Source organism: Cupriavidus sp. C2SS-8b (assembly GCF_057073745.1).
This window is the reverse complement of sequence record NZ_CP172716.1, coordinates 279572-297482: the sequence shown is the minus strand read 5'-3', so window position 1 is coordinate 297482 and position 17911 is coordinate 279572. Positions and strand designations below refer to the sequence as shown.

The window sequence follows — 17911 nt, the reverse complement described above, 5'->3', positions numbered from 1 at the left end:
TGCCGGCTCAGCTCCAGAGGCGCTCGACCACCATGCCAGCGGTCGCGCAAATGCCAATCCAGACCGCCATGCAGACGGCAATGAAACGGTAGCTCATATCGAAATCGACAACAAATGTGGGGATGGAATGTGAATATTTTTTGAAATTATACATGCATACGTGAATGTATGTATGTATAAACGCGAGAAGATCACACCGCATGCGGCCCTCTGCGCATTCCCGCTCCGGCCACAGGGGCGGCCCGGGTTCGCGCACGGGCAGTCTGCTACCCTACCCGCTCGCTTCCTGCTCCGTCCGACGGATCGCCCTCCATGCACACCGAAAATCTTTCTACGTGGACCCACAGCCACGTGTTCGACACTGGCAACCATGCGGCCGAGCGCAGCACCCGGCTGGTGATGATGATCACGGCCGTCACCATGGGTGTGGAAATTGCTGCCGGCTGGTGGTTCAACTCCATGGCATTGCTGGCCGATGGCTGGCACATGAGTTCGCACGCCCTGGCGATCGGCATGACGGCTTTTGCCTACGCGGCCGCGCGGCGCTACGCGTCGGATGCGCGCTTTGCCTTCGGCACCTGGAAGATCGAAGTGCTCGCTGGCTTCGCCAGCGCCGTGTTCCTGATCGGCGTGGCGGCACTGATGGCGATCGGCTCGGTGGAGCGGTTGTTCAGCCCGCAGGCCATCCACTATCGCGAAGCCATGGCCATCACGGCGCTCGGCCTGCTGGTGAACCTCGGCTGCGCGCTGATCCTCGGCGGCGCGCACCATGGCCATGACCATCATGGGCACGGGCACCACCACGACGACCATCACCACCACGATCATGCCCATGCGCACGGGCATGGGCACCATCACGACATCAACCTGCGCTCCGCCTACCTGCATGTGGTGGCGGATGCCGCAACGTCGGTGCTGGCCATCGTCGCGCTGGCTGGCGGCTGGTGGCTCGGCTGGAGCTGGCTGGACCCGGTGATGGGCCTGGTCGGCGCGGTGCTGGTCGGCCGCTGGGCGTTGGGGCTGCTGCGCCAGAGCGGCACCGTGCTGCTGGATCGCGAGATGGACCACCCGGTGGTCGGTGAAGTGCGCGAGGTACTGGCCGCATTCGAGCACGCCGACGACGACCGCGATGCCACGCGCGCGACCGACCTCCATGTCTGGCGCGTCGGCAAGCAGCAGTTTGCCTGCATCGTCTGCCTGGTCACGCATGACACCACGCTGACACCGCAGCGCGTGCGCGAGGCGTTGTCCGTGCATGAAGAGCTCGTGCATGTGACGGTGGAGATTAGCATCTGCCGCGACGAAAACCATCCGGGCGTGCGCGCCGCGCGGCACGCCTGACGGATCCTGCTGCCGGTTATCCGTCGACGGCTGCGAAGACTCGATTATTTCCGCTTGCGGGAAAATATGCCTGCGCTTACGCGCACGGCTTCAGGTCAGCTCGCAGCACATGCACAGCGGCGGCGTGTCGGTATGGCGATGGAATTCACTGGAGGACAGCACCTCGGCCGGCAGGCTCGAGGCAGAGATCAGCGAAAAGCCGTAGCGCGCGAAATAGCTCGGGCAGGTCGGGGTCAGCAGCACGGCGCGCTTGGCCCCGTTGGCACGCGCGCGCATCAGCACCGCGCGTACCACGTGGGTGGCGATGCCCTGGTCGCGGTATTCCGGCAGCACCGCGACCGAGCGGATCACCACGGTCTCGCCAAAACGCTCGCCAGCCCCGCAGCCAACCACCTGCGATTCGTGCACGGCAACGTGGAAGTGCTCCAGCATGCGGATTACATCATCGGTTGGCAGGCTGCAGCGCTCCAGCACCGCGCCGACCGCTGGCGCATCCGGAGGTACCGCTGCCCGGATTCGCAGATCTTTAATCATCGGGAGCCTCTTAATCTTGCGTCACTACGGGAACACCACGGAAGCCCTGCATGGTCGTCACGTGCGCAAGCGCCGGATGCACCTGCACCAACGCATTGCCGCGTCAACACACTACCGCAAAGAGCGCCGTTGTTCCAGACGGTAACAACGCGTAAACAACGCTCACGGTACAGCATGAGACCGGTTGGTTCCACGCCCGTACGGGTGATATGCGAAGAGACAAGCAGGGATCGTGCCGCTCAGGGCACCGCAGGCATCCCGCGCGATGCGCGCGGAAGGAAACTGGAGGCGGAGATACGGAATCGAACCGTCGTAAACGGCTTTGCAGGCCGTCGCATCACCACTCTGCCACCCCGCCGTGGACGAAAGGTCCGGGGACAAATCGTGTTGCGGGGCGCAGTGTAGCGGTAAATCGGAAAGTCTGCAGGCGCCGTACTCGCGGCGGGGTTATTCGACCCCGCCCATGCCGGACTGGATGTAGTTCTGGATGCCAACCTTGCCGATCAGTTCGATCTGCGACTCGATCCAGTCGATATGTTCTTCGGTCGCTTCCAGGATGTCGACGACGACTTCGCGCGATACGTAGTCTCCCACCGATTCGAAATACTTGATCGCCTCCTTGCAACTGGCCTGGGAAACCTGCTCGAGCTTCAAGTCGCAAGCCAGCATTTCACCGGTGTTTTCGCCGAGCAGCAATTTATCGAGGTCCTGCAGGTTCGGCAGGCCGTCGAGCAGCAGGATGCGCTCGATCAGCTTGTCGGCATGCTTCATTTCCTCGATCGATTCCTCGTATTCGTGCTTGCCCAGCGCGTTGATGCCCCAATGCCGGTACATGCGCGCGTGCAGGAAATACTGGTTGATCGCGGTCAGTTCGTGCTTGAGCTGGGCATTGAGGAGCTGGATGACCTTCTTGTCAGATTTCATGGCATATCCCCTTCCCCCGGGGCAGAAAATCCTGTTTCTCCTTGTTTGATCCGGTCCGGCTTTTGCGCCGGTCAATTTTCATGGTAGCCCTGATTGGCGCGACATCAAGCGAGACGGCAAAATGCGCGGGAAATCATCGCCTGCGGTGCGCTGGATCGAGAATGCGTATGGTTTTGATTTTCGCCGCGATTATCAGTCCCGCGTAAAAATGCCAGGAATGCGGTAATTGCCTATCCGGAAGAAAAAGCGCGGCGCCCATTGCCCGTGAAAAAGATGGAGTGGGATACCCGCTCTTTCCTATGCTCGGGGGAACCGATCGCGTGCTGAACCGTTCGACTGGAGTGGACCATGAATCTCTCGTAGCCAGTATCCCGACTCAGGGTGAACTGTTTTTCGTTGTCGCTTGACGGCTATGGCGCCGGCCCGAACCAGAGCCTCGCCAATCCGCTCGGCGTCGGCGGCATGTCACTGCACGAATGGGTATTCCCTACACGGCGCTTCCAGGCCATGCTCGGCAGCGAAGGCGGGAGCACCGGCGTCGACAATGACTTTGCCGAACGCGGCTTCGAGAATCTGGGCGCGTGGATCCTCGGCCGCAATATGTTCGGCCCCGTGCGTGGGCCGTGGCCCGATGACGACTGGAAAGGCTGGTGGGGCAACAACCCGCCCTATCACGTGCCGGTGTTCGTGCTGACGCACCACGCGCGGCCATCGATCGAGATGGAGGGCGGCACGACCTTCCACTTCGTCACCGATGGCATCCACGCGGCGCTGGCGCGCGCACGCGAAGCCGCGCAGGGCCGCGATATTCGCGTGGGCGGTGGCGTGGCGACGATCCGCCAGTACCTGCAGGCCGGCCTGATCGACGAGATGCATCTCGCCATGGCGCCGACGCTGCTCGGCAGCGGCGAGTCGCTGCTTGCCGGCATTGACCTGCCAGCGCTCGGCTATGCCTGCACCGAACACGCGAGCACGTCCGCCGCGCTGCACGTCGTTCTGACGAAGCGGGCGTAGCGCCGGCCCATTCGCGCGCTCGACGTCCGGCAGCTTCCACGCTCTTGTCGAGGAACGGCTTCTCGGGGCCATAAAGCCCCCCATTCGCCCAACATTATATTTTTTTATATAATATACGGGACAATACTGTAGCTGTCCCATGAACAAGCCCGACCCCGACATCGTGTGATGGTGGGATGGTGGGTGCCATCGCCATCGGCACAATCGCCTTCCTGTTTGCCCGTAGCCGCAGCTCGTTGCTCGGGCTGCCCATGCAGTTGCCCGCCAGCACAACAGTCACACTGCGCCTGGTGCTTGGCAGCGCGGCTTTTGGCGTTGGATGGGGAATCGCCCGGTTTTGCCCGGGCCCGGCGCTCGTGGCGCTCGTGGCGCTTGGGGCTGGCTATCCAAAGGCGGTTGGCATTGTGGCCGCCATGGTAGCGGGGATGGCGGTGTTCGAGATCCTCGAGCGCGCAGCATCGGGCATGCGCCGCGCCTGAGCGCGGCAGCGCTCCGCCGACTGGATAGCGAAAAAGCCGCATATCGCGGCTTTTCCCATTTCAATGCATCGAACGTTCGGCCGAAGATCTCGCCGCTGAACGTCCCAAACGTCCTACTCCACCGTCACCGACTTCGCCAGGTTCCGCGGCTTGTCCACGTCAGTCCCCCGCGCGCATGCCGTGTGATACGCCAGCAACTGCAGCGGCACCACGTGCAGAATCGGCGACAGATCGCCGTAATGCTCGGGCATGCGGATCACCTGGATGCCGTCCGTCGACTGGATGTGCGTGTCGCTGTCGGCAAACACGTACAGGCGTCCGCCACGCGCCCGCACTTCCTGGATGTTGGACTTGAGCTTTTCCAGCAGCGTGTCGTTCGGGGCGACGGTCACCACCGGCATGGCCTCCGTCACGAGCGCGAGCGGGCCGTGCTTGAGTTCGCCGGCCGGGTAGGCTTCGGCGTGGATGTACGAGATTTCCTTGAGCTTGAGCGCGCCTTCGAGGGCGATCGGGTAGTGCTTGCCGCGCCCCAGGAACAGCGCGTTCTCGCGGCGTGCGAACTCTTCCGACCACGCGATGATCTGCGGCTCGAGCGCCAGCACGCCATGCAGCGCGGCGGGCAGGTGGCGCAGGTTGGCCATGTCTTTCGCCTCGGCGTCTTCCGACAGGTGGCCGCGCACCTTGGCCAGCGCCAGCGTCAGCATGTACAGCGCGGCGAGCTGGGTGGTGAAGGCCTTGGTCGACGCCACGCCGATCTCGGTGCCGGCGCGCGTGAGGAAGCGCATCTCGGTCTCGCGCACCATGGCGCTGGTGGCCACGTTGCAGATCGAGAGCGTGTGAGTGTGGCCCAGCGCGCGCGCGTGGCGCAGCGCGGCCATGGTATCGGCGGTCTCGCCGGACTGCGAGATCACCACCACCAGCGCGCGCGGATTCGGCACGGTCTCGCGATAGCGGTATTCGCTCGCCACTTCGACCTGCGTCGGGATCCTGGCAATGCTTTCAAGCCAGTACTTGGCCGTGCAGCCCGAGTAGTAGCTGGTGCCGCAGGCCAGGATCAGCACGCTGTCGATCTCGGGGAAGACCTCGGCCGCACGCTCGCCAAACAGCTCCGGCGAAATGCCGTCGATGCCCTCGAGCGTGTCGCCTAGCGCACGCGGCTGCTCGAAGATTTCCTTCTGCATGAAATGGCGGTACGGGCCCAGGTCCACCGTGGCGGCGTGCGCTTCGACCACGCGTGCCTCGCGCTCGACCAGATGATCGTGGCCATCGCGGATGGTCACGCCGTCACGCGTGACTTCCACCACATCGCCCTCTTCCAGGTAGATGATGCGGTTGGCGGTGCCGGCCACGGCCAGCGCGTCGGAAGCCAGGAAAGCCTCGCCGTCGCCGAGCGCCACCACCAGCGGCGAGCCGGCGCGCGCGCCGACCACGCGCTCGGGCTGGTCCTTGGCGAACACGGCGATCGCATAGGCGCCATGCAGGCGCTTGGTCACGGCGCGCACCGACGCGAACAGGTCGCCGCGCGTGGCGCTGCTCGGGTAGCTGTAGGCCTGGTGGATCAGGTGGGCCACGACCTCGGTGTCGGTCTGCGACTCGAAGCCGTAGCCGGCCGCGCGCAGTTCCTCGCGCAGCGGCTCGTAGTTCTCGATGATGCCGTTGTGCACCAGCGCGATGGTCTCGCCGGACAGGTGCGGGTGGGCGTTGACGGTATCGGGCTTGCCATGCGTGGCCCAGCGCGTGTGCGCCACGCCCGTGGTGCCGGCCAGGCCCGAAGCCTGGGTCTGGGCGTCCAGATCGGCCACGCGCGACACCGTGCGCGCACGCTCGACGGCAGCATCGCGCACCACGGCCACGCCGCAGGAGTCATAGCCGCGATATTCGAGGCGGCGCAGGCCTTCAATCAGGACCGGAACGATATTGCGCGTGGAAACCGCGCCGACGATGCCACACATGCTGAACTCCTGTGGTCGGCGCCGACACCGGCGCCCGTTTTCAATGACGGCAACGGCCATTGTGCCGCGCCGGTACGGCCGCAATCGCTGCGGCGGCCGTGTTGTATTGCCCGATGGCCACCGCGGGCGGCGGCCGTACTGCTTACGGCTTCGGCTGCTTGACCGGCCGCTGCCACGCGGCGACGGTCATCTGCTTGGCGCGCGACAGCGTCAATTGGTCGGCCGGCGCTTCCTTGGTCAGCGTGGTGCCCGCCCCGATGGTCGCGCCGCGACGCACCGTCACCGGCGCCACCAGCTGCGTATCGGAGCCAATGAAAACATCATCCTCGATCACCGTGCGGAACTTGTTCGCCCCGTCATAGTTGCAGGTGATGGTGCCGGCACCAATGTTCACGCGCGAGCCGACCGTGGCGTCGCCCACATAGGCCAGGTGATTGGCCTTGCTGTGCGCCGCGACCTGCGAGTTCTTCACTTCGACGAAGTTGCCGATATGCACGTCCTCGCCCAGCTCGGTGCCCGGGCGCAGCCGCGCGTACGGGCCGATGCGGCCCTGCGCGCCGATCTTCGCGCTGTCGATATGGCAGAACGGCTGCACTTGCGCGCCGGCGTCGATGGTGGCGTTGCGGATCACGCAGTTGGCGCCGATCTGCACGCCATCGCCCAGATGCACGCGGCCCTCGAACACGCAGCCGATATCGATGCTGACATCGCGCCCGCAGGTCAGCTCGCCGCGCACGTCGATGCGCGCCGGGTCGGCCAGCGTCACGCCGGCCTCGAGCAGGCGCTGGGCCTGGTTGCGCTGGTGGATGCGCTCCACTTCGGCAAGCTGGACCTTGCTGTTGACGCCAAGCGTTTCCCACACCGCCGCGGGCTGGGCCGAGACGATCTCGACGCCGTCGGCCACCGCGCGCTCGACGGTATCGGTCAGGTAGTACTCGCCCTGGGCGTTGTCGTTGCGCAGCGTGGACAGCCAGCGGCGCAGGTGGCCGGTCGGGCACACGATGATGCCGGTATTGATTTCGCGGATTGCGCGGACGGCTTCGCTAGCGTCCTTCTGCTCGACGATCCGGACGATGCTGCCCGCGGCATCGCGCACGATGCGGCCGTAGCCGCTCGGGTCCGGCATCTCCACCGTCAGGACGCCGAACCGGCTCTCGCCGGCGGCTTCGACCAGTGACTTCAACGTCGCCGCAGTGGTCAGCGGCACGTCGCCGTAGAGAACCAATGTGGGCTGGCTGTCGTCCAACTGAGGAAGTGCCTGCGCCACCGCATGTCCGGTGCCCAGCTGCTGGGGCTGCTCCGCAAAGGTGACGTCATCGGCGGCCACGGCCGTGCGCACATGTTCGGCACCGTGGCCGACCACGACCACCAGGCGCGAAGGGGACAGCGTACGTGCCGTGTCGAGGACATGCGCAAGCAGGGGACGCCCGGCGACGGGGTGCAGGACCTTGGGCAAATCGGAATGCATCCGCTTGCCCATGCCAGCGGCGAGAATGACGATATTCACAAGGAGACCCCTTGGCGCGTGTATCAGGAAATATATTCTTTAAAGCACGAGCCGTGTGTTCGACACCCGGCGTTCGTAAGCCCTGCGGTGGTGGCTTTCGCCTTCCTGGAGCCGCCAGAACCCATTGCCAGGACTGGTTTTGCGGGCAATCAGGCAACCCTGCAAGATGCGCGGCGATTTTAACATGACGATTTCTGCCCAATACGCTCCTGTTTCCGATTTTCACAATCGCTGGCTGCGCCGGATATTGGCGATATTCGCGGCGGCCGTCCTGTGCGGATGCAGTGCGATGAAGACTGGCTACCAGCAGGGCGACCGCCTGGCTTATTGGTGGATCGACCATTATGTCGACGTCAGCGACGCCCAGGAGCCGCCCACGCGCGACGCCATTGCCCGCTTCTTTGCATGGCATCGGCAGTCCCAGCTTCCCGAAATTTCGGCGCTGCTGACCAAGGCGCGCAACCAGGTCCAGCAACCGGTCAATGCCGCGGCCATTGCACAGTTCCAGGAATCGAGCCAGCGGCTGGCACGGCAGTCGTTCAACCAGGCCATCCCGGACGTGGCCGACCTGCTGCTCACGCTGACCCCCGCGCAGATCGACCGCATGGAAAAGAAGTTCGACGAAGGCAACACCAAATACCGCAAGAAATTCCTGAGCGGGAACGCCTCGGACCGCGAATCGGCGCGCTTCGACAAGGTGATGGACTACGCGAAGCTGATCTACGGCAGCTTCTCCGATGAGCAGGAAAAGGCCATCCATGCCGCCATGGGCCCGCTGATGCAAGGCGTACAGGCGCGCTACGCGGAGCGGCTGCGGCGCCAGGAGGAATGGCTGGCGCTGGCGCGGCAGGTCCAGCAGACGCATCCGCCCAAGGCGCAGGTGGTCGAGCTGCTGCGCCGCTACGCGGACCACTGGCAGCACCCGCCAGGCGAGACCCGCGCCGCAAGCTACGATGCCAACAACCAGGCCGGCGTGGCGCTGGCCACGACCATCGCAAACCTGACCACGCCGACGCAGAAAGCACATGCCGTGGAACGCTTCCAGAAATGGATCGACGACACGCGCAGCCTGATGCGCGAGCGCCAGGGCAACACTGCTCAGGCGGCAAACCAGTAGCGATCGCCAGACGCCCAAAGCAAGACGCCCGCGTGACCACGCGGGCGTCTGGTTTTCCGGCCGGCCGGCCTACTCGGCGCTAGCCTGCGGTGCGGCCGCTGGGCGCTCGAAACGCACGAACTCCATGCGGTTCTCGTCGCTGCTGCCGGCAAACACCAGCGGCTGCTGCGTGAACGTCGTTTCGCCGAACAGAGAAGCTTCATCCACCTTGGCCAGGCCCGTTGCCAGTCCGGTGAACGGGAACAGTTCGGTGTCGGCCAGGTGCGACGGCACCACGTTGCGCAGGGACGCGAAGATGTTGTCGATGCGGCCGGGGTTCTCGCGCTCCCAGCCCTGCAGCATCTCGCTGACCTTCTTGCGCTGCAGGTTTTCCTGCGAGCCGCACAGGTTGCAAGGGATGATCGGGAATTCCATCGCGCGCGCATAGGCGGCGATGTCCTTCTCCGCGCAGTACGCCAGCGGCCGGATCACGACGTGCGCGCCATCATCCGTAGCCAGCTTCGGCGGCATGGCCTTCATCTTGCCGCCGAAGAACATGTTCAGGAAGAAAGTGTTGACGATGTCGTCGCGGTGGTGGCCCAGCGCAATCTTGTTGGCGCCCAGCTCCTTGGCCGTGCGGTAGATCACGCCGCGGCGCAGGCGCGAGCACAGCGAGCAGGTGGTCTTGCCCTCGGGCACCTTCTCCTTGACGATCGAGTAGGTATCGGCCTCGACGATCACATATTCCACGCCGGTTGCCTTCAGGTACTCCGGCAGCACATGTTCCGGAAAACCGGGCTGCTTCTGGTCCAGGTTCATCGCGATCAGCTTGAACTTGATGGGCGCGCGCTTCTGCAGCGCCATCAGGACCGACAGCATGGTGTATGAGTCCTTGCCGCCACTCATGCAGACCAGCACGGTGTCGCCGTCCTCGATCATGCCGAAGTCGCCGATGGCCTTGCCGGTTTGCGATTGCAGCCTCGTTTCGAGGCGGTAGAAGTTATTGGAGTGGGTCATGTGGCATACCGGATCGTTGCGGCCGCCCGGATGAAATGGCCGGACGGCTCGGAAGGGGCGAGATTTTACCCGGGACCGATCAGTCCTGCTTGATGTGGAAGACTTCCACGCCCACCGAATCGCAATCCGGGTAGACGTCCGGCTTCTCGGTGGAGACGCGTACGGCGCGCACCTTCGGGTGCTTGAGCATGGCGCGGGCCACGTCGTCGCACAGCGTCTCCTGCAGGTGCACATGGCCCAGCGCCATGCGCTCGGCCACGGTGTTGCGCATGAAATCGTAGTCGACCACTTCCTCGAGCTTGTCGGCCTGCGGCGTGCTGGCGGCCAGCGGCACGAACAGGTCGATATTGATCAGCACGCGCTGCTCGCCCTTCTTCTCGAATTCGTGCACGCCGATATTGATCTGGACTTCATAGTTGCGCAGGAACATGCGGCGGCAGTCTTGCAGGCTGGGATGGGTAAGGGCGGCGAGCATGGTCATGGCAAGCGGGGAAAGGTAATTCGGGAAGGGATCTGGCGTGCCGCACCCGGAAGGCGGCGCGGCACGCGGGTCACATCATTCGGTCAGGAACATCACGTCGCGCGACAGCGGCATCAGGTGCTGTCCGCCGTCGACGTACAGCGTAGTGCCGGTCACGGCGTTGGCGCGCGCCAGGTAGGCCACGGCCTGGGCAATGTCTTCCGGCGTGGACGACTTGCCCAGCGGCGTGACGCGGTGCGCGCGGCGGAAGCTCTGCTCCGACTGCTCGCCCGACACCAGCGTGATGCCGGGTGCGACGCCCACCACCCGCAGCCGCGGCGCAAACGCTTGCGCCAGCTGCACGGTTGCAGTCTGCAGCGCGGCCTTGGAGAGCGTGTATGACAGGAAATCCGGGTTCAGGTTATCGAGCTTCTGGTCGAGCAGGTTGATCACCACGCCGCGCGGATCGGCTGCGTCCGTGTCGGCGCTCAGTGCCTTGTACATCTCGCGCGCCAGCAGCAAGGGCGCCGCCACGTTGGTCCGCATATGCGTGTCCAGCGACGCATACGAAAAGCTCGTGGCCACGTCGTACTGGAACAGCGAGGCGTTGTTGACCAGGCAGGTCGGCACGCCAAGCTCGGCCGTGCAGGCGGCGATCAGCGTCGCGGTGGAGGCTTCGTCGGCCAGGTCGGCCTGCAGCACCGCGGCACGGCGGCCGAGGGCGCGGATGTTGACGGCCAGTGCCTCGGCTTCGTCGCGCGAGCGATGGCAGTGCACGGCCACGTCCCAGCCCTGTCCGGCCAGTTCGAGCGCAATGGCGCGGCCAAGCCGGCGCGCGCCGCCGGTGACGATGGCCACGCCGCGCGCCGCGGCGGCTTGCGTCCGGGCCGGCTGCATCTGGGCCGGCATCTGGACCGGCGTGCCGGCAGGTTGATTCGATTCGGGCATTGCTACAATCGAGGCATGCAGAAAGCCGTTAGTTTACCCCTTCCCTCCGCCAATGCGCTGGCCGCTTCCGACTCGCTGGCCACGCTGATCGGCGAAACCATCGATGCGGCCGGTGGCTGGATCGGCTTCGACCGCTACATGTCGCTGGCGCTGTACGCGCCCGGGCTGGGCTACTACAGCGGCGGCGCCGCCAAGTTCGGGCGCGATGCGCGCGACGGCAGCGATTTCATCACCGCCCCGGAACTGAGCCCGTTCTTCGCCCGCACGCTGGCGCGCCAGTTCGCGCCGCTGCTGGCGCAAGGCCTGCCGCGCCTGCTCGAATTCGGCGCCGGCACCGGCCGCCTGGCGGCTGACCTGCTGCTGGCGCTGGAACAGGAAGGGCAACTGCCCGAGTCCTACGGCATCGTCGAGCTGTCCGGCGAACTGCGCGCCCGCCAGCAGGACACGCTGTCGCAGCGCGCGCCGCACCTGGCTGGGCGCGTGCAGTGGCTGGACACGCTGCCCGAGCGCTTCGAGGGCATCATCGTCGGCAATGAAGTGCTGGACGCCATGCCGGTGCGCCTGTTCGCGCGCACGGGCGGCCGCTGGCATGAACGCGGCGTGGCCCGCTCCGTCACGGGCGATGACAGCACCGCCGCGCACGCCTTCGCGTTCGAGGACCGCCTGGTCCCGTCTCATGCCGTCCCCGATGCACTGCACGCCATGCCGGGCGACCATGACATCGTCACCGAGACCCATGCCGAGGCCGACGGCTTCGCGCGCGCGGTCGGCGCCATGCTGGCGCGCGGGGCCGCATTCTTCATCGACTACGGCTTCCCGTCCGGCGAGTACTACCACCCGCAGCGCAGCGGCGGCACGCTGATGTGCCACTACCGCCATCACGCGCATCCCGATCCGTTCCTGTACCCGGGGCTGCAGGACATCACGGCGCACGTCAATTTCAGCGGCATCGCGCATGCCGCCGTCGATGCCGGCCTGGACGTGTCGGGCTTCACCTCGCAGGCGCGCTTCCTGATGAATGCCGGCATCACCGACCTGCTGATGACCCTGGACCCGTCGGATACGCGCGCCTTCCTGCCCGCCGCCAATGCGGTGCAGAAGCTGCTGTCCGAAGCCGAGATGGGCGAGCTGTTCAAGGTGATCGCGCTGACCCGCGGCCTGGATGGCAGCGAGCCGCTCGCCGGCTTTGCGCGCGGCGACCGCTGCCACACGCTCTGAGCCACTGCCGCCATGCTGCGCTGGACCCTCACCATCTTCCTGTGCGTGGTCGTGCTGTCAGCCGCCCTGCCCTGGCTGCAGAAGCTCGGCATCGGCCGGTTGCCCGGCGATGTGCGCTTCCGCCTGTTCGGGCGCGAGTACATGCTGCCGTTCGCGTCGACGATCCTGCTGTCGTTGCTCGCGCTAGTGATCGGGAAACTGATCTAGGCGAGCCTCGACGGCCTGCACGCGCGCCGCGTGCACACGTTCCCGGATCTGGCTGACATCATCGGCCGACGCCTTCGCGATGGCACCGGCGTCGACGCCGGCGGCTGCCTCCAGCGCGGCCAGCAACCGTGCACGCTGCGGGTAGGCGTCCGACTCGAAGCCCTTGCGGCCGCGCTTGTCCGCCTCGCACGCAAGCAGCGCATCGGCAAAGCGGCCGGGCTTGCGCAGGGCATCGCAGCGTTCTAGCAGCCGTGTAATCGCGGCAGCGCCAAATGCCATGCAGCGGTGGATATTGCCATGCTCGCGCGCCACCACCACCCCCAGGTCGCGGCAGTCATTGGGCACGCGCAGGCGCTTGCAGACGTCTTCGAGCAGCTCGACACTGCGGCCTTCGTGGCCCAGATGGCGTGGCAGCACGTCTTCGGGCGTGGTCCCCTTGCCCAGGTCATGGACCAGCGCGGCAAAGCGCACGGCAAGCGGCGCATGCATGGCCGCGGCGCAGTCGATCACCATCATCACATGGATGCCGGTATCGACTTCGGGATGGTAGTCGGCGCGTTGCGGCACGCCCCACAGCCGATCCAGCTCGGGCAGCAGGCGCGCAAGCGCGCCGCACTGGCGCAGCACCTCGAACATGCGCGACGGACGCGCCTCCATCAGTCCGCGCGCGAGTTCCTGCCAGACCCGCTCGGCCACCAGCGCGTCGACCTCGCCGGCGTCCACCATCTTGCGCATCAGCGCCACGGTCTCGGGCGCGACGGTGAATTCATGGAAGCGCGCGGCAAAACGCGCCACGCGCAGGATGCGCACCGGGTCTTCGGCAAACGCGTCGGAGACATGGCGGAACTGCCGCGCGGCCAGGTCGCGCTGGCCGCCGTGCGGATCGATGACGGGGCCGGTCAGGTTGCCCTCGGCATCGACCGCGCGCGCCATGGCGTTGATGGTCAGGTCGCGCCGGACCAGGTCGTCATCGAGCGTGACATCGGGCTCGCAATAGAACGCAAAGCCCTTGTAGCCCATGGCGGTCTTGCGCTCGGTGCGCGCCAGCGCGTATTCCTCTTTCGTGCGCGGATGCAGGAAGACCGGGAAATCCTTGCCGACCGGCTTGTAGCCGGCGGCTTCCATCTCGGCGGGGGTGGCGCCGACCACGACATAGTCGCGGTCCTGGCTTGGCTTGCCCAGCAATTCGTCGCGGATGGCACCGCCGACGGCGTACACCTGCATGGTCTTGTCTCGCTATGGCGCGCCGCCGACGCAGCGCTCAGTGGCCGATGATAATCGCATTGCCCTGGTCGGGCGCCAGGCGATACGGCTCGTCGTCGGCCAGGAAATCGCGCTCTTCGCGCGCGCCGGCGATCCACTCCTGCATGGCCGGCAACTCGAGGATGAAGTCCGCATACGCTTTGGCCGCATCGGGAAGGTGGATGCCATACGTCGCGAAGCGGCTGACCACCGGCGCGAAATACGCGTCGGCAATGGTAAAGGCGCCGAACAGGAACGGCCCCGCATCGCCATGGCGCGCACGCAGGTCAGTCCAGATCTGCGCGATCCGGTCCACGTCGCGCTGCACCGCCACGTTCCAGCCGCGGCCAGGGAGCACCGCGGTGGCGTTCATCGGCAGCTGATTGCGCAGGTTGACGAAGCCGGCATGCATCTCGGCGCAGACCGAACGGGCATAGGCACGCTCGGCGCGGCCGGCGGGCCAGAGCGCCTTTTCGGGAAAGCGCTCGGCCAGGTATTCTGCGATCGACAGCGTGTCCCACACCGAGATGTCGCCGTCCACCAGCACCGGCACCTTGCCGGCCGGCGAATACTGCGCGACCTCGGCGGCGAAGCTGTCGACGAACAGCCGTACCTTCACTTCTTCGAAATCAATGCCGGGATGGCGCATCAGCAGCCAGGGGCGCAGCGACCAGGACGAGTAATTCTTGTTGCCGATGACGAGCTTCATCGCAGGATCCTTGGGGGCGGGATAGGGGAAGGCCACCGGACACACGCAGCATTCCTGCCCGGAGACCCGCGCGCCCGCATGCAGCCGGCGGGCGCGCCGAACCAGTCATTCTGCCAGCGCCACGACGCCCCTCAAAGTCAAAAGCACTCGCAACCGCTGTGAATCCTGGTCACAAGCGCGCGGAAAGAGAGCGGACTATCGGTGTACGCTTGCCCGCATGACCGTGAGCTGCGCATCGCGGTTGCGGCCGGACAGGACGTCGGTCATCACGGCTTCCAGTCCGACCGGCTGCAGGCCAAGCTCGCCAGCCATGGGGCCGTGCAACACGTTGTCGAGCTGCATCGAATCGAGGTTGTCGCGCGACAGCATCGTTTCGCCTGGCATGTGCTCCATCACCGCGGCCTGCACGCGCGCCAGCGCGTCGGGCAGCGCAATCACCGGGCGCGGGTGGCCCGACGCCCGCCCGGCAAAGCGCACCAGTTCCTCCAGCGTGTACACCTGCGGACCGCCCAGGTCATAGCCCCGTCCGATGGTCGCGGGCGTGACCATGGCGTTGACGATGGCCTGCACCACGTCCTGCACGTAGATCGGCTGGAAGCGCGCATGCGCGCAGGCCAGCGGCACCACGGGGGCCATCTCCTGCATATGGGCGAACAGGTTGAGGAAGTGATCGTCGGGGCCGAACACCACGGAGGGCCGCAGGATGGTCCAGTCCAGGCCGCTACTGCGCACGATGCGTTCGCCGTCGCCCTTGCTGCGCAGGTACATCGACGGCCCACTGCTGTCGGCGCCGAGCGCGCTGATATGCACCAGGCGCCGGACGCCGGTACTCAGGCACGAGGCCACGATCTGCCTCACCATCTCCACATGGGCCGCGGCAAATTCGGAACCATAGGGATCGCCGCGCTCGCCGTGCAGCACGCCGACCAGGTTGACGACGATGCCATCCGTGCCGAGCGGGCCGATCGCATCGTCGAGCGCCGCATTGTCGGCCAGCCCCAGTTCCGCGACCTCGACACGCGGCAGCAGCAGCAGGTGCTGCGCATGCTCCACGTTGCGGGCGCCGATCACGATGCGGTCGGGCGCAATGGGGGAATCAGGATTGGCGCCGGGCTCCAGCGGCGCACCGGACGCCGAGGCGGCGCCGGCCAGCCGGGAAGCCAGATGGCTGCCGATAAACCCGGCGCCGCCGACGATGAGGACATTGCTGGACTGCATGGATGCCTCCGTGCGATGGAAACGGCACGCGGCGGCAAGCCAGTCCGGGAAGCGCCCCGCAGAGCGGAGCGCGCTCTCACCTCAGGGCAGGCTGGTGGTGGTCACCGCCGACGGTGCAACCTGGCCCAGCCGATACTTCAGCGACTGGGGCTGGCCGCTCATCAATGCAGCATAGTACGTAGCGTTGGAAAGCACATTCTTCACGTACGTACGCGTTTCGTTGAACGGAATGGTCTCGGCGAAAATCGCGCCTTCGACCGGGCGCGACAGCGTGCTGCGCCAGGCCTTGGGCCGTCCCGGCCCGGCGTTGTAGGCCGCCGACGCCAGCGTCCAGGAGCTGTCCAGGTCGGTCAGCACCATGCTCAGGTAGTTGGTGCCGAGCACGATGTTGATGTTGGGATCTCCCATCATCGACGGCGAGAAGTCCGCCATGCCGATCTTGCGCGCGACGTACTTGGCCGTGGCCGGCATCACCTGCATCAGGCCATGCGCGCCGGCCGACGAGCGCGCGCTCATGATGAAGCGCGATTCCTGGCGGATCAGGCCATAGGCCCACGCCATGTCGAGGCCGACGTCGTCGGTGGCCCGCTGCATGAGGTCGCGGTAGGGCATTGGGAAGCGCAGCGAGAAATCATGCTCGGCGCGCGTGCGGTCCGCGGTATTGACGGTGCGGTCCAGCAGCTCGATCCGCCGCGCATACTCGGCTGCGGCCAGCAGCTCGCGGTCGTTCATGCCGCGCAGTTCCCAGTTCCATTCACGGGTGCCCTCGAAGCGCAAGTTCAGGTTGTAGAACTTCTGCGCGCGCTGGAAGCCGGCGCGGCTGCGCATGGCCATGGCTTCGGCATCGGTCACGGTGGTGCGCACCGGCAGCGTGATGCGGTTGCCCAGCTCTTCGGTGGCCAGCTGGCCGTAGAAGTTGAACTGGCCGGCGATCTGCTGGAACTGCTGCTGGGCCTCGGCATCGCGCCCATCGGCCTTCAGCGAGCGGCCGTACCAGTAGGTCCAGGCCGGATCCTTGGCGCGCAGCTGGGGACGCATCATCTCGATGGCCTGCCGCACCTGCTTCCAGTCGCCCTGGCGCAGCGCCGCACGCACGCGCCATTCCTGGCTTTCGTCGGAGAGCCACTGGTTGCCGCCCAGGTCCATCTGGCGGCGGTAGTAGCCGGCGGCATCCGGCAAAAGCTTCTTGGCGGCATACTGCCCCACCACGCCCCACGCCGCGCCCTGTTCGTCGCGCGACAGGCCGCCGGCGCTGGCGGTCAGGTAGGCCGCGGCCTGCGATGGGTCATTGCGCGCCATCTTGACGATGGTGGCCAGCGTGTCGCTGTCCATGCGCGCATCGGGCACCGTGGCCGCGATCCTGGCGGCCAACGAAGTCAGGTTCTGTTCCAGCGCCTGGCGCGTCTGGAAGGCAACATCGCTGCGCTGGATCTGCTGGCTCTGCACCAGGTAGCTGATCAGGTCGACGCAGCCTTCGCCGTAGTAGCGCACATCGCTCAGCACGTTGCGCGTGTCGGCCGCCACGTTCTGGCCCTTGAGCGCGCGCGACAGCAGCGCGTAGCACTCGACCTGCGTGTCGTCCTTGAGCACGAACTGCGGATACTCCGCGTCGAAGTTGGCCCAGTCGCGCTTCTTGCCGAGCACCAGCAGCCAGTCGTTGCGCATGCGGTCGGCAATGGCTTCGCCCTTGTAGCGCTGCAGGAAGGCGCGCACCTGGTCATCCGGTGCATCGATGCGCGCCAGGCCGCTGCCGTCGAACATCTGCGGCTTGATGCGGAAGTACTCGACGTATGACGGGATCGGATAGTCCACCAGCGTCGCCGAGATCGCATAGGCGCGGTCCGCGTCGTTCTTGCGGGCCGCTTCGCGCAGCGCGGTGAAGGCATCATCCGGGTCGGACGGGATGACCGGCGGCTGGGGCGCGCGCACGGCCGCTGCCTGCGGGCGCTTTTGCGCCAGCGCGGGGGTGGCAAGCAAGGCACACGCCACGGCGACCCATGCGGCCCGGCCAGCACGCCGCAGATATACTCCCTTCAGCATTCTTT

General features: G+C 66.0%; 16 protein-coding genes, 1 tRNA gene and 1 pseudogene. 6 read left to right on the top strand and 12 right to left on the bottom strand.

Going from position 1 to position 17911, the window contains the following annotated elements; genetic code table 11:
- Positions 1–312 precede the first annotated feature (312 nt).
- On the top strand, positions 313–1341 hold the full coding sequence (dmeF, locus tag ACIGJB_RS01335) for a CDF family Co(II)/Ni(II) efflux transporter DmeF (RefSeq protein ID WP_483731047.1): 1029 nt from the start codon (positions 313–315) through the stop codon (positions 1339–1341).
- Between the two features lie 90 nt (positions 1342–1431).
- On the opposite strand, the gene ACIGJB_RS01330 is transcribed toward dmeF, so the two are convergent.
- From ACIGJB_RS01330 to bfr, 3 genes are all read right to left on the bottom strand, one after another.
- Positions 1432–1875 (bottom strand): GNAT family N-acetyltransferase, encoded by a 444-nt coding sequence (locus ACIGJB_RS01330; RefSeq protein ID WP_483731046.1) that lies wholly within the window; start codon positions 1873–1875, stop codon positions 1432–1434.
- A 283-nt stretch (positions 1876–2158) separates the two neighbouring features.
- Positions 2159–2233 (bottom strand) — tRNA-Cys (locus tag ACIGJB_RS01325).
- Between the two features lie 89 nt (positions 2234–2322).
- Positions 2323–2799 carry a bacterioferritin gene (bfr, locus tag ACIGJB_RS01320; RefSeq protein WP_483731045.1) on the bottom strand — a complete coding sequence of 159 codons (477 nt, stop codon included), beginning with the start codon at positions 2797–2799 and terminating at the stop codon, positions 2323–2325.
- Positions 2800–3180: 381 nt separating this feature from the next.
- Between bfr and ACIGJB_RS01315 the strand changes: the two genes are divergently transcribed.
- Entirely contained in the window at positions 3181–3813 is a 633-nt protein-coding gene (locus ACIGJB_RS01315; RefSeq protein WP_483731044.1) for a dihydrofolate reductase family protein, read from the top strand.
- 176 nt (positions 3814–3989) lie between these two features.
- A pseudogene (locus tag ACIGJB_RS01310) lies at positions 3990–4292 on the top strand (DUF6691 family protein); the annotation flags it as partial.
- A gap of 113 nt (positions 4293–4405) precedes the next feature.
- Here ACIGJB_RS01310 and glmS read toward each other — a convergent pair.
- Both glmS and glmU read right to left on the bottom strand, forming a co-directional pair.
- A complete protein-coding gene (glmS, locus tag ACIGJB_RS01305) occupies positions 4406–6244 on the bottom strand; it encodes a glutamine--fructose-6-phosphate transaminase (isomerizing) (protein WP_483731043.1) in 1839 nt (612 codons plus the stop codon).
- Positions 6245–6386: 142 nt separating this feature from the next.
- Positions 6387–7751, bottom strand: a complete 1365-nt coding sequence (gene glmU / locus ACIGJB_RS01300) for a bifunctional UDP-N-acetylglucosamine diphosphorylase/glucosamine-1-phosphate N-acetyltransferase GlmU (RefSeq protein ID WP_483731042.1) — start codon at positions 7749–7751, stop codon at positions 6387–6389.
- Positions 7752–8040: 289 nt separating this feature from the next.
- Between glmU and ACIGJB_RS01295 the strand changes: the two genes are divergently transcribed.
- Positions 8041–8868, top strand: a complete 828-nt coding sequence (locus ACIGJB_RS01295) for a DUF6279 family lipoprotein (protein WP_483731041.1) — start codon at positions 8041–8043, stop codon at positions 8866–8868.
- Between the two features lie 69 nt (positions 8869–8937).
- On the opposite strand, the gene ttcA is transcribed toward ACIGJB_RS01295, so the two are convergent.
- The 3 genes from ttcA to ACIGJB_RS01280 form a co-directional block, all read right to left on the bottom strand.
- Positions 8938–9864: a tRNA 2-thiocytidine(32) synthetase TtcA gene (gene ttcA / locus ACIGJB_RS01290; protein ID WP_483731040.1), complete on the bottom strand. Its 927-nt coding sequence runs from the start codon at positions 9862–9864 to the stop codon at positions 8938–8940.
- Between the two features lie 79 nt (positions 9865–9943).
- The gene (locus tag ACIGJB_RS01285) at positions 9944–10345 is read right to left on the bottom strand and encodes a dihydroneopterin aldolase (protein WP_211946974.1); all 402 of its coding nucleotides are present in this window, start codon (positions 10343–10345) and stop codon (positions 9944–9946) included.
- A gap of 75 nt (positions 10346–10420) precedes the next feature.
- Positions 10421–11233, bottom strand: coding sequence for an SDR family oxidoreductase (locus tag ACIGJB_RS01280; protein WP_483732229.1), 813 nt, complete (start codon positions 11231–11233; stop codon positions 10421–10423).
- A gap of 54 nt (positions 11234–11287) precedes the next feature.
- On the opposite strand from ACIGJB_RS01280, the gene ACIGJB_RS01275 reads away from it, so the two are divergent.
- Both ACIGJB_RS01275 and ACIGJB_RS01270 read left to right on the top strand, forming a co-directional pair.
- Positions 11288–12490 carry a class I SAM-dependent methyltransferase gene (locus tag ACIGJB_RS01275; protein ID WP_483731039.1) on the top strand — a complete coding sequence of 401 codons (1203 nt, stop codon included), beginning with the start codon at positions 11288–11290 and terminating at the stop codon, positions 12488–12490.
- A 12-nt stretch (positions 12491–12502) separates the two neighbouring features.
- On the top strand, positions 12503–12697 hold the full coding sequence (locus tag ACIGJB_RS01270; protein WP_483710206.1) for a DUF2905 domain-containing protein: 195 nt from the start codon (positions 12503–12505) through the stop codon (positions 12695–12697).
- Here the strand turns inward: ACIGJB_RS01270 and ACIGJB_RS01265 are convergent.
- The 4 genes from ACIGJB_RS01265 to ACIGJB_RS01250 form a co-directional block, all read right to left on the bottom strand.
- Positions 12674–13921 carry a multifunctional CCA addition/repair protein gene (locus ACIGJB_RS01265; protein ID WP_483731038.1) on the bottom strand — a complete coding sequence of 416 codons (1248 nt, stop codon included), beginning with the start codon at positions 13919–13921 and terminating at the stop codon, positions 12674–12676. The two genes, ACIGJB_RS01270 and ACIGJB_RS01265, sit on opposite strands and share 24 nt — an antisense overlap.
- Positions 13922–13958: 37 nt before the next feature.
- Positions 13959–14648, bottom strand: coding sequence for a glutathione S-transferase family protein (locus ACIGJB_RS01260; RefSeq protein WP_483731037.1), 690 nt, complete (start codon positions 14646–14648; stop codon positions 13959–13961).
- A 195-nt stretch (positions 14649–14843) separates the two neighbouring features.
- Positions 14844–15866, bottom strand: a complete 1023-nt coding sequence (locus ACIGJB_RS01255; protein WP_483731036.1) for a complex I NDUFA9 subunit family protein — start codon at positions 15864–15866, stop codon at positions 14844–14846.
- An 81-nt stretch (positions 15867–15947) separates the two neighbouring features.
- Entirely contained in the window at positions 15948–17906 is a 1959-nt protein-coding gene (locus tag ACIGJB_RS01250) for a lytic transglycosylase domain-containing protein (protein WP_483731035.1), read from the bottom strand.
- Positions 17907–17911 lie beyond the last annotated feature (5 nt).

Bases quoted from the DNA above. Each gene is read 5' to 3' on its own strand.
- bfr (WP_483731045.1), bottom strand. From the start codon at position 2,799: ATGAAATCTGACAAGAAGGTCATCCAGCTCCTCAATGCCCAGCTCAAG.
- ACIGJB_RS01250 (WP_483731035.1), bottom strand. From the start codon at position 17,906: ATGCTGAAGGGAGTATATCTGCGGCGTGCTGGCCGGGCCGCATGGGTC.
- ACIGJB_RS01260 (WP_483731037.1), bottom strand. From the start codon at position 14,648: ATGAAGCTCGTCATCGGCAACAAGAATTACTCGTCCTGGTCGCTGCGC.
- ACIGJB_RS01285 (WP_211946974.1), bottom strand. From the start codon at position 10,345: ATGACCATGCTCGCCGCCCTTACCCATCCCAGCCTGCAAGACTGCCGC.
- ACIGJB_RS01265 (WP_483731038.1), bottom strand. From the start codon at position 13,921: ATGCAGGTGTACGCCGTCGGCGGTGCCATCCGCGACGAATTGCTGGGC.
- ACIGJB_RS01255 (WP_483731036.1), bottom strand. From the start codon at position 15,866: ATGCAGTCCAGCAATGTCCTCATCGTCGGCGGCGCCGGGTTTATCGGC.
- glmS (WP_483731043.1), bottom strand. From the start codon at position 6,244: ATGTGTGGCATCGTCGGCGCGGTTTCCACGCGCAATATCGTTCCGGTC.
- ACIGJB_RS01330 (WP_483731046.1), bottom strand. From the start codon at position 1,875: ATGATTAAAGATCTGCGAATCCGGGCAGCGGTACCTCCGGATGCGCCA.
- ACIGJB_RS01275 (WP_483731039.1), top strand. From the start codon at position 11,288: ATGCAGAAAGCCGTTAGTTTACCCCTTCCCTCCGCCAATGCGCTGGCC.
- ACIGJB_RS01295 (WP_483731041.1), top strand. From the start codon at position 8,041: ATGAAGACTGGCTACCAGCAGGGCGACCGCCTGGCTTATTGGTGGATC.
- ACIGJB_RS01280 (WP_483732229.1), bottom strand. From the start codon at position 11,233: ATGCCGGCCCAGATGCAGCCGGCCCGGACGCAAGCCGCCGCGGCGCGC.
- dmeF (WP_483731047.1), top strand. From the start codon at position 313: ATGCACACCGAAAATCTTTCTACGTGGACCCACAGCCACGTGTTCGAC.
- ttcA (WP_483731040.1), bottom strand. From the start codon at position 9,864: ATGACCCACTCCAATAACTTCTACCGCCTCGAAACGAGGCTGCAATCG.
- ACIGJB_RS01270 (WP_483710206.1), top strand. From the start codon at position 12,503: ATGCTGCGCTGGACCCTCACCATCTTCCTGTGCGTGGTCGTGCTGTCA.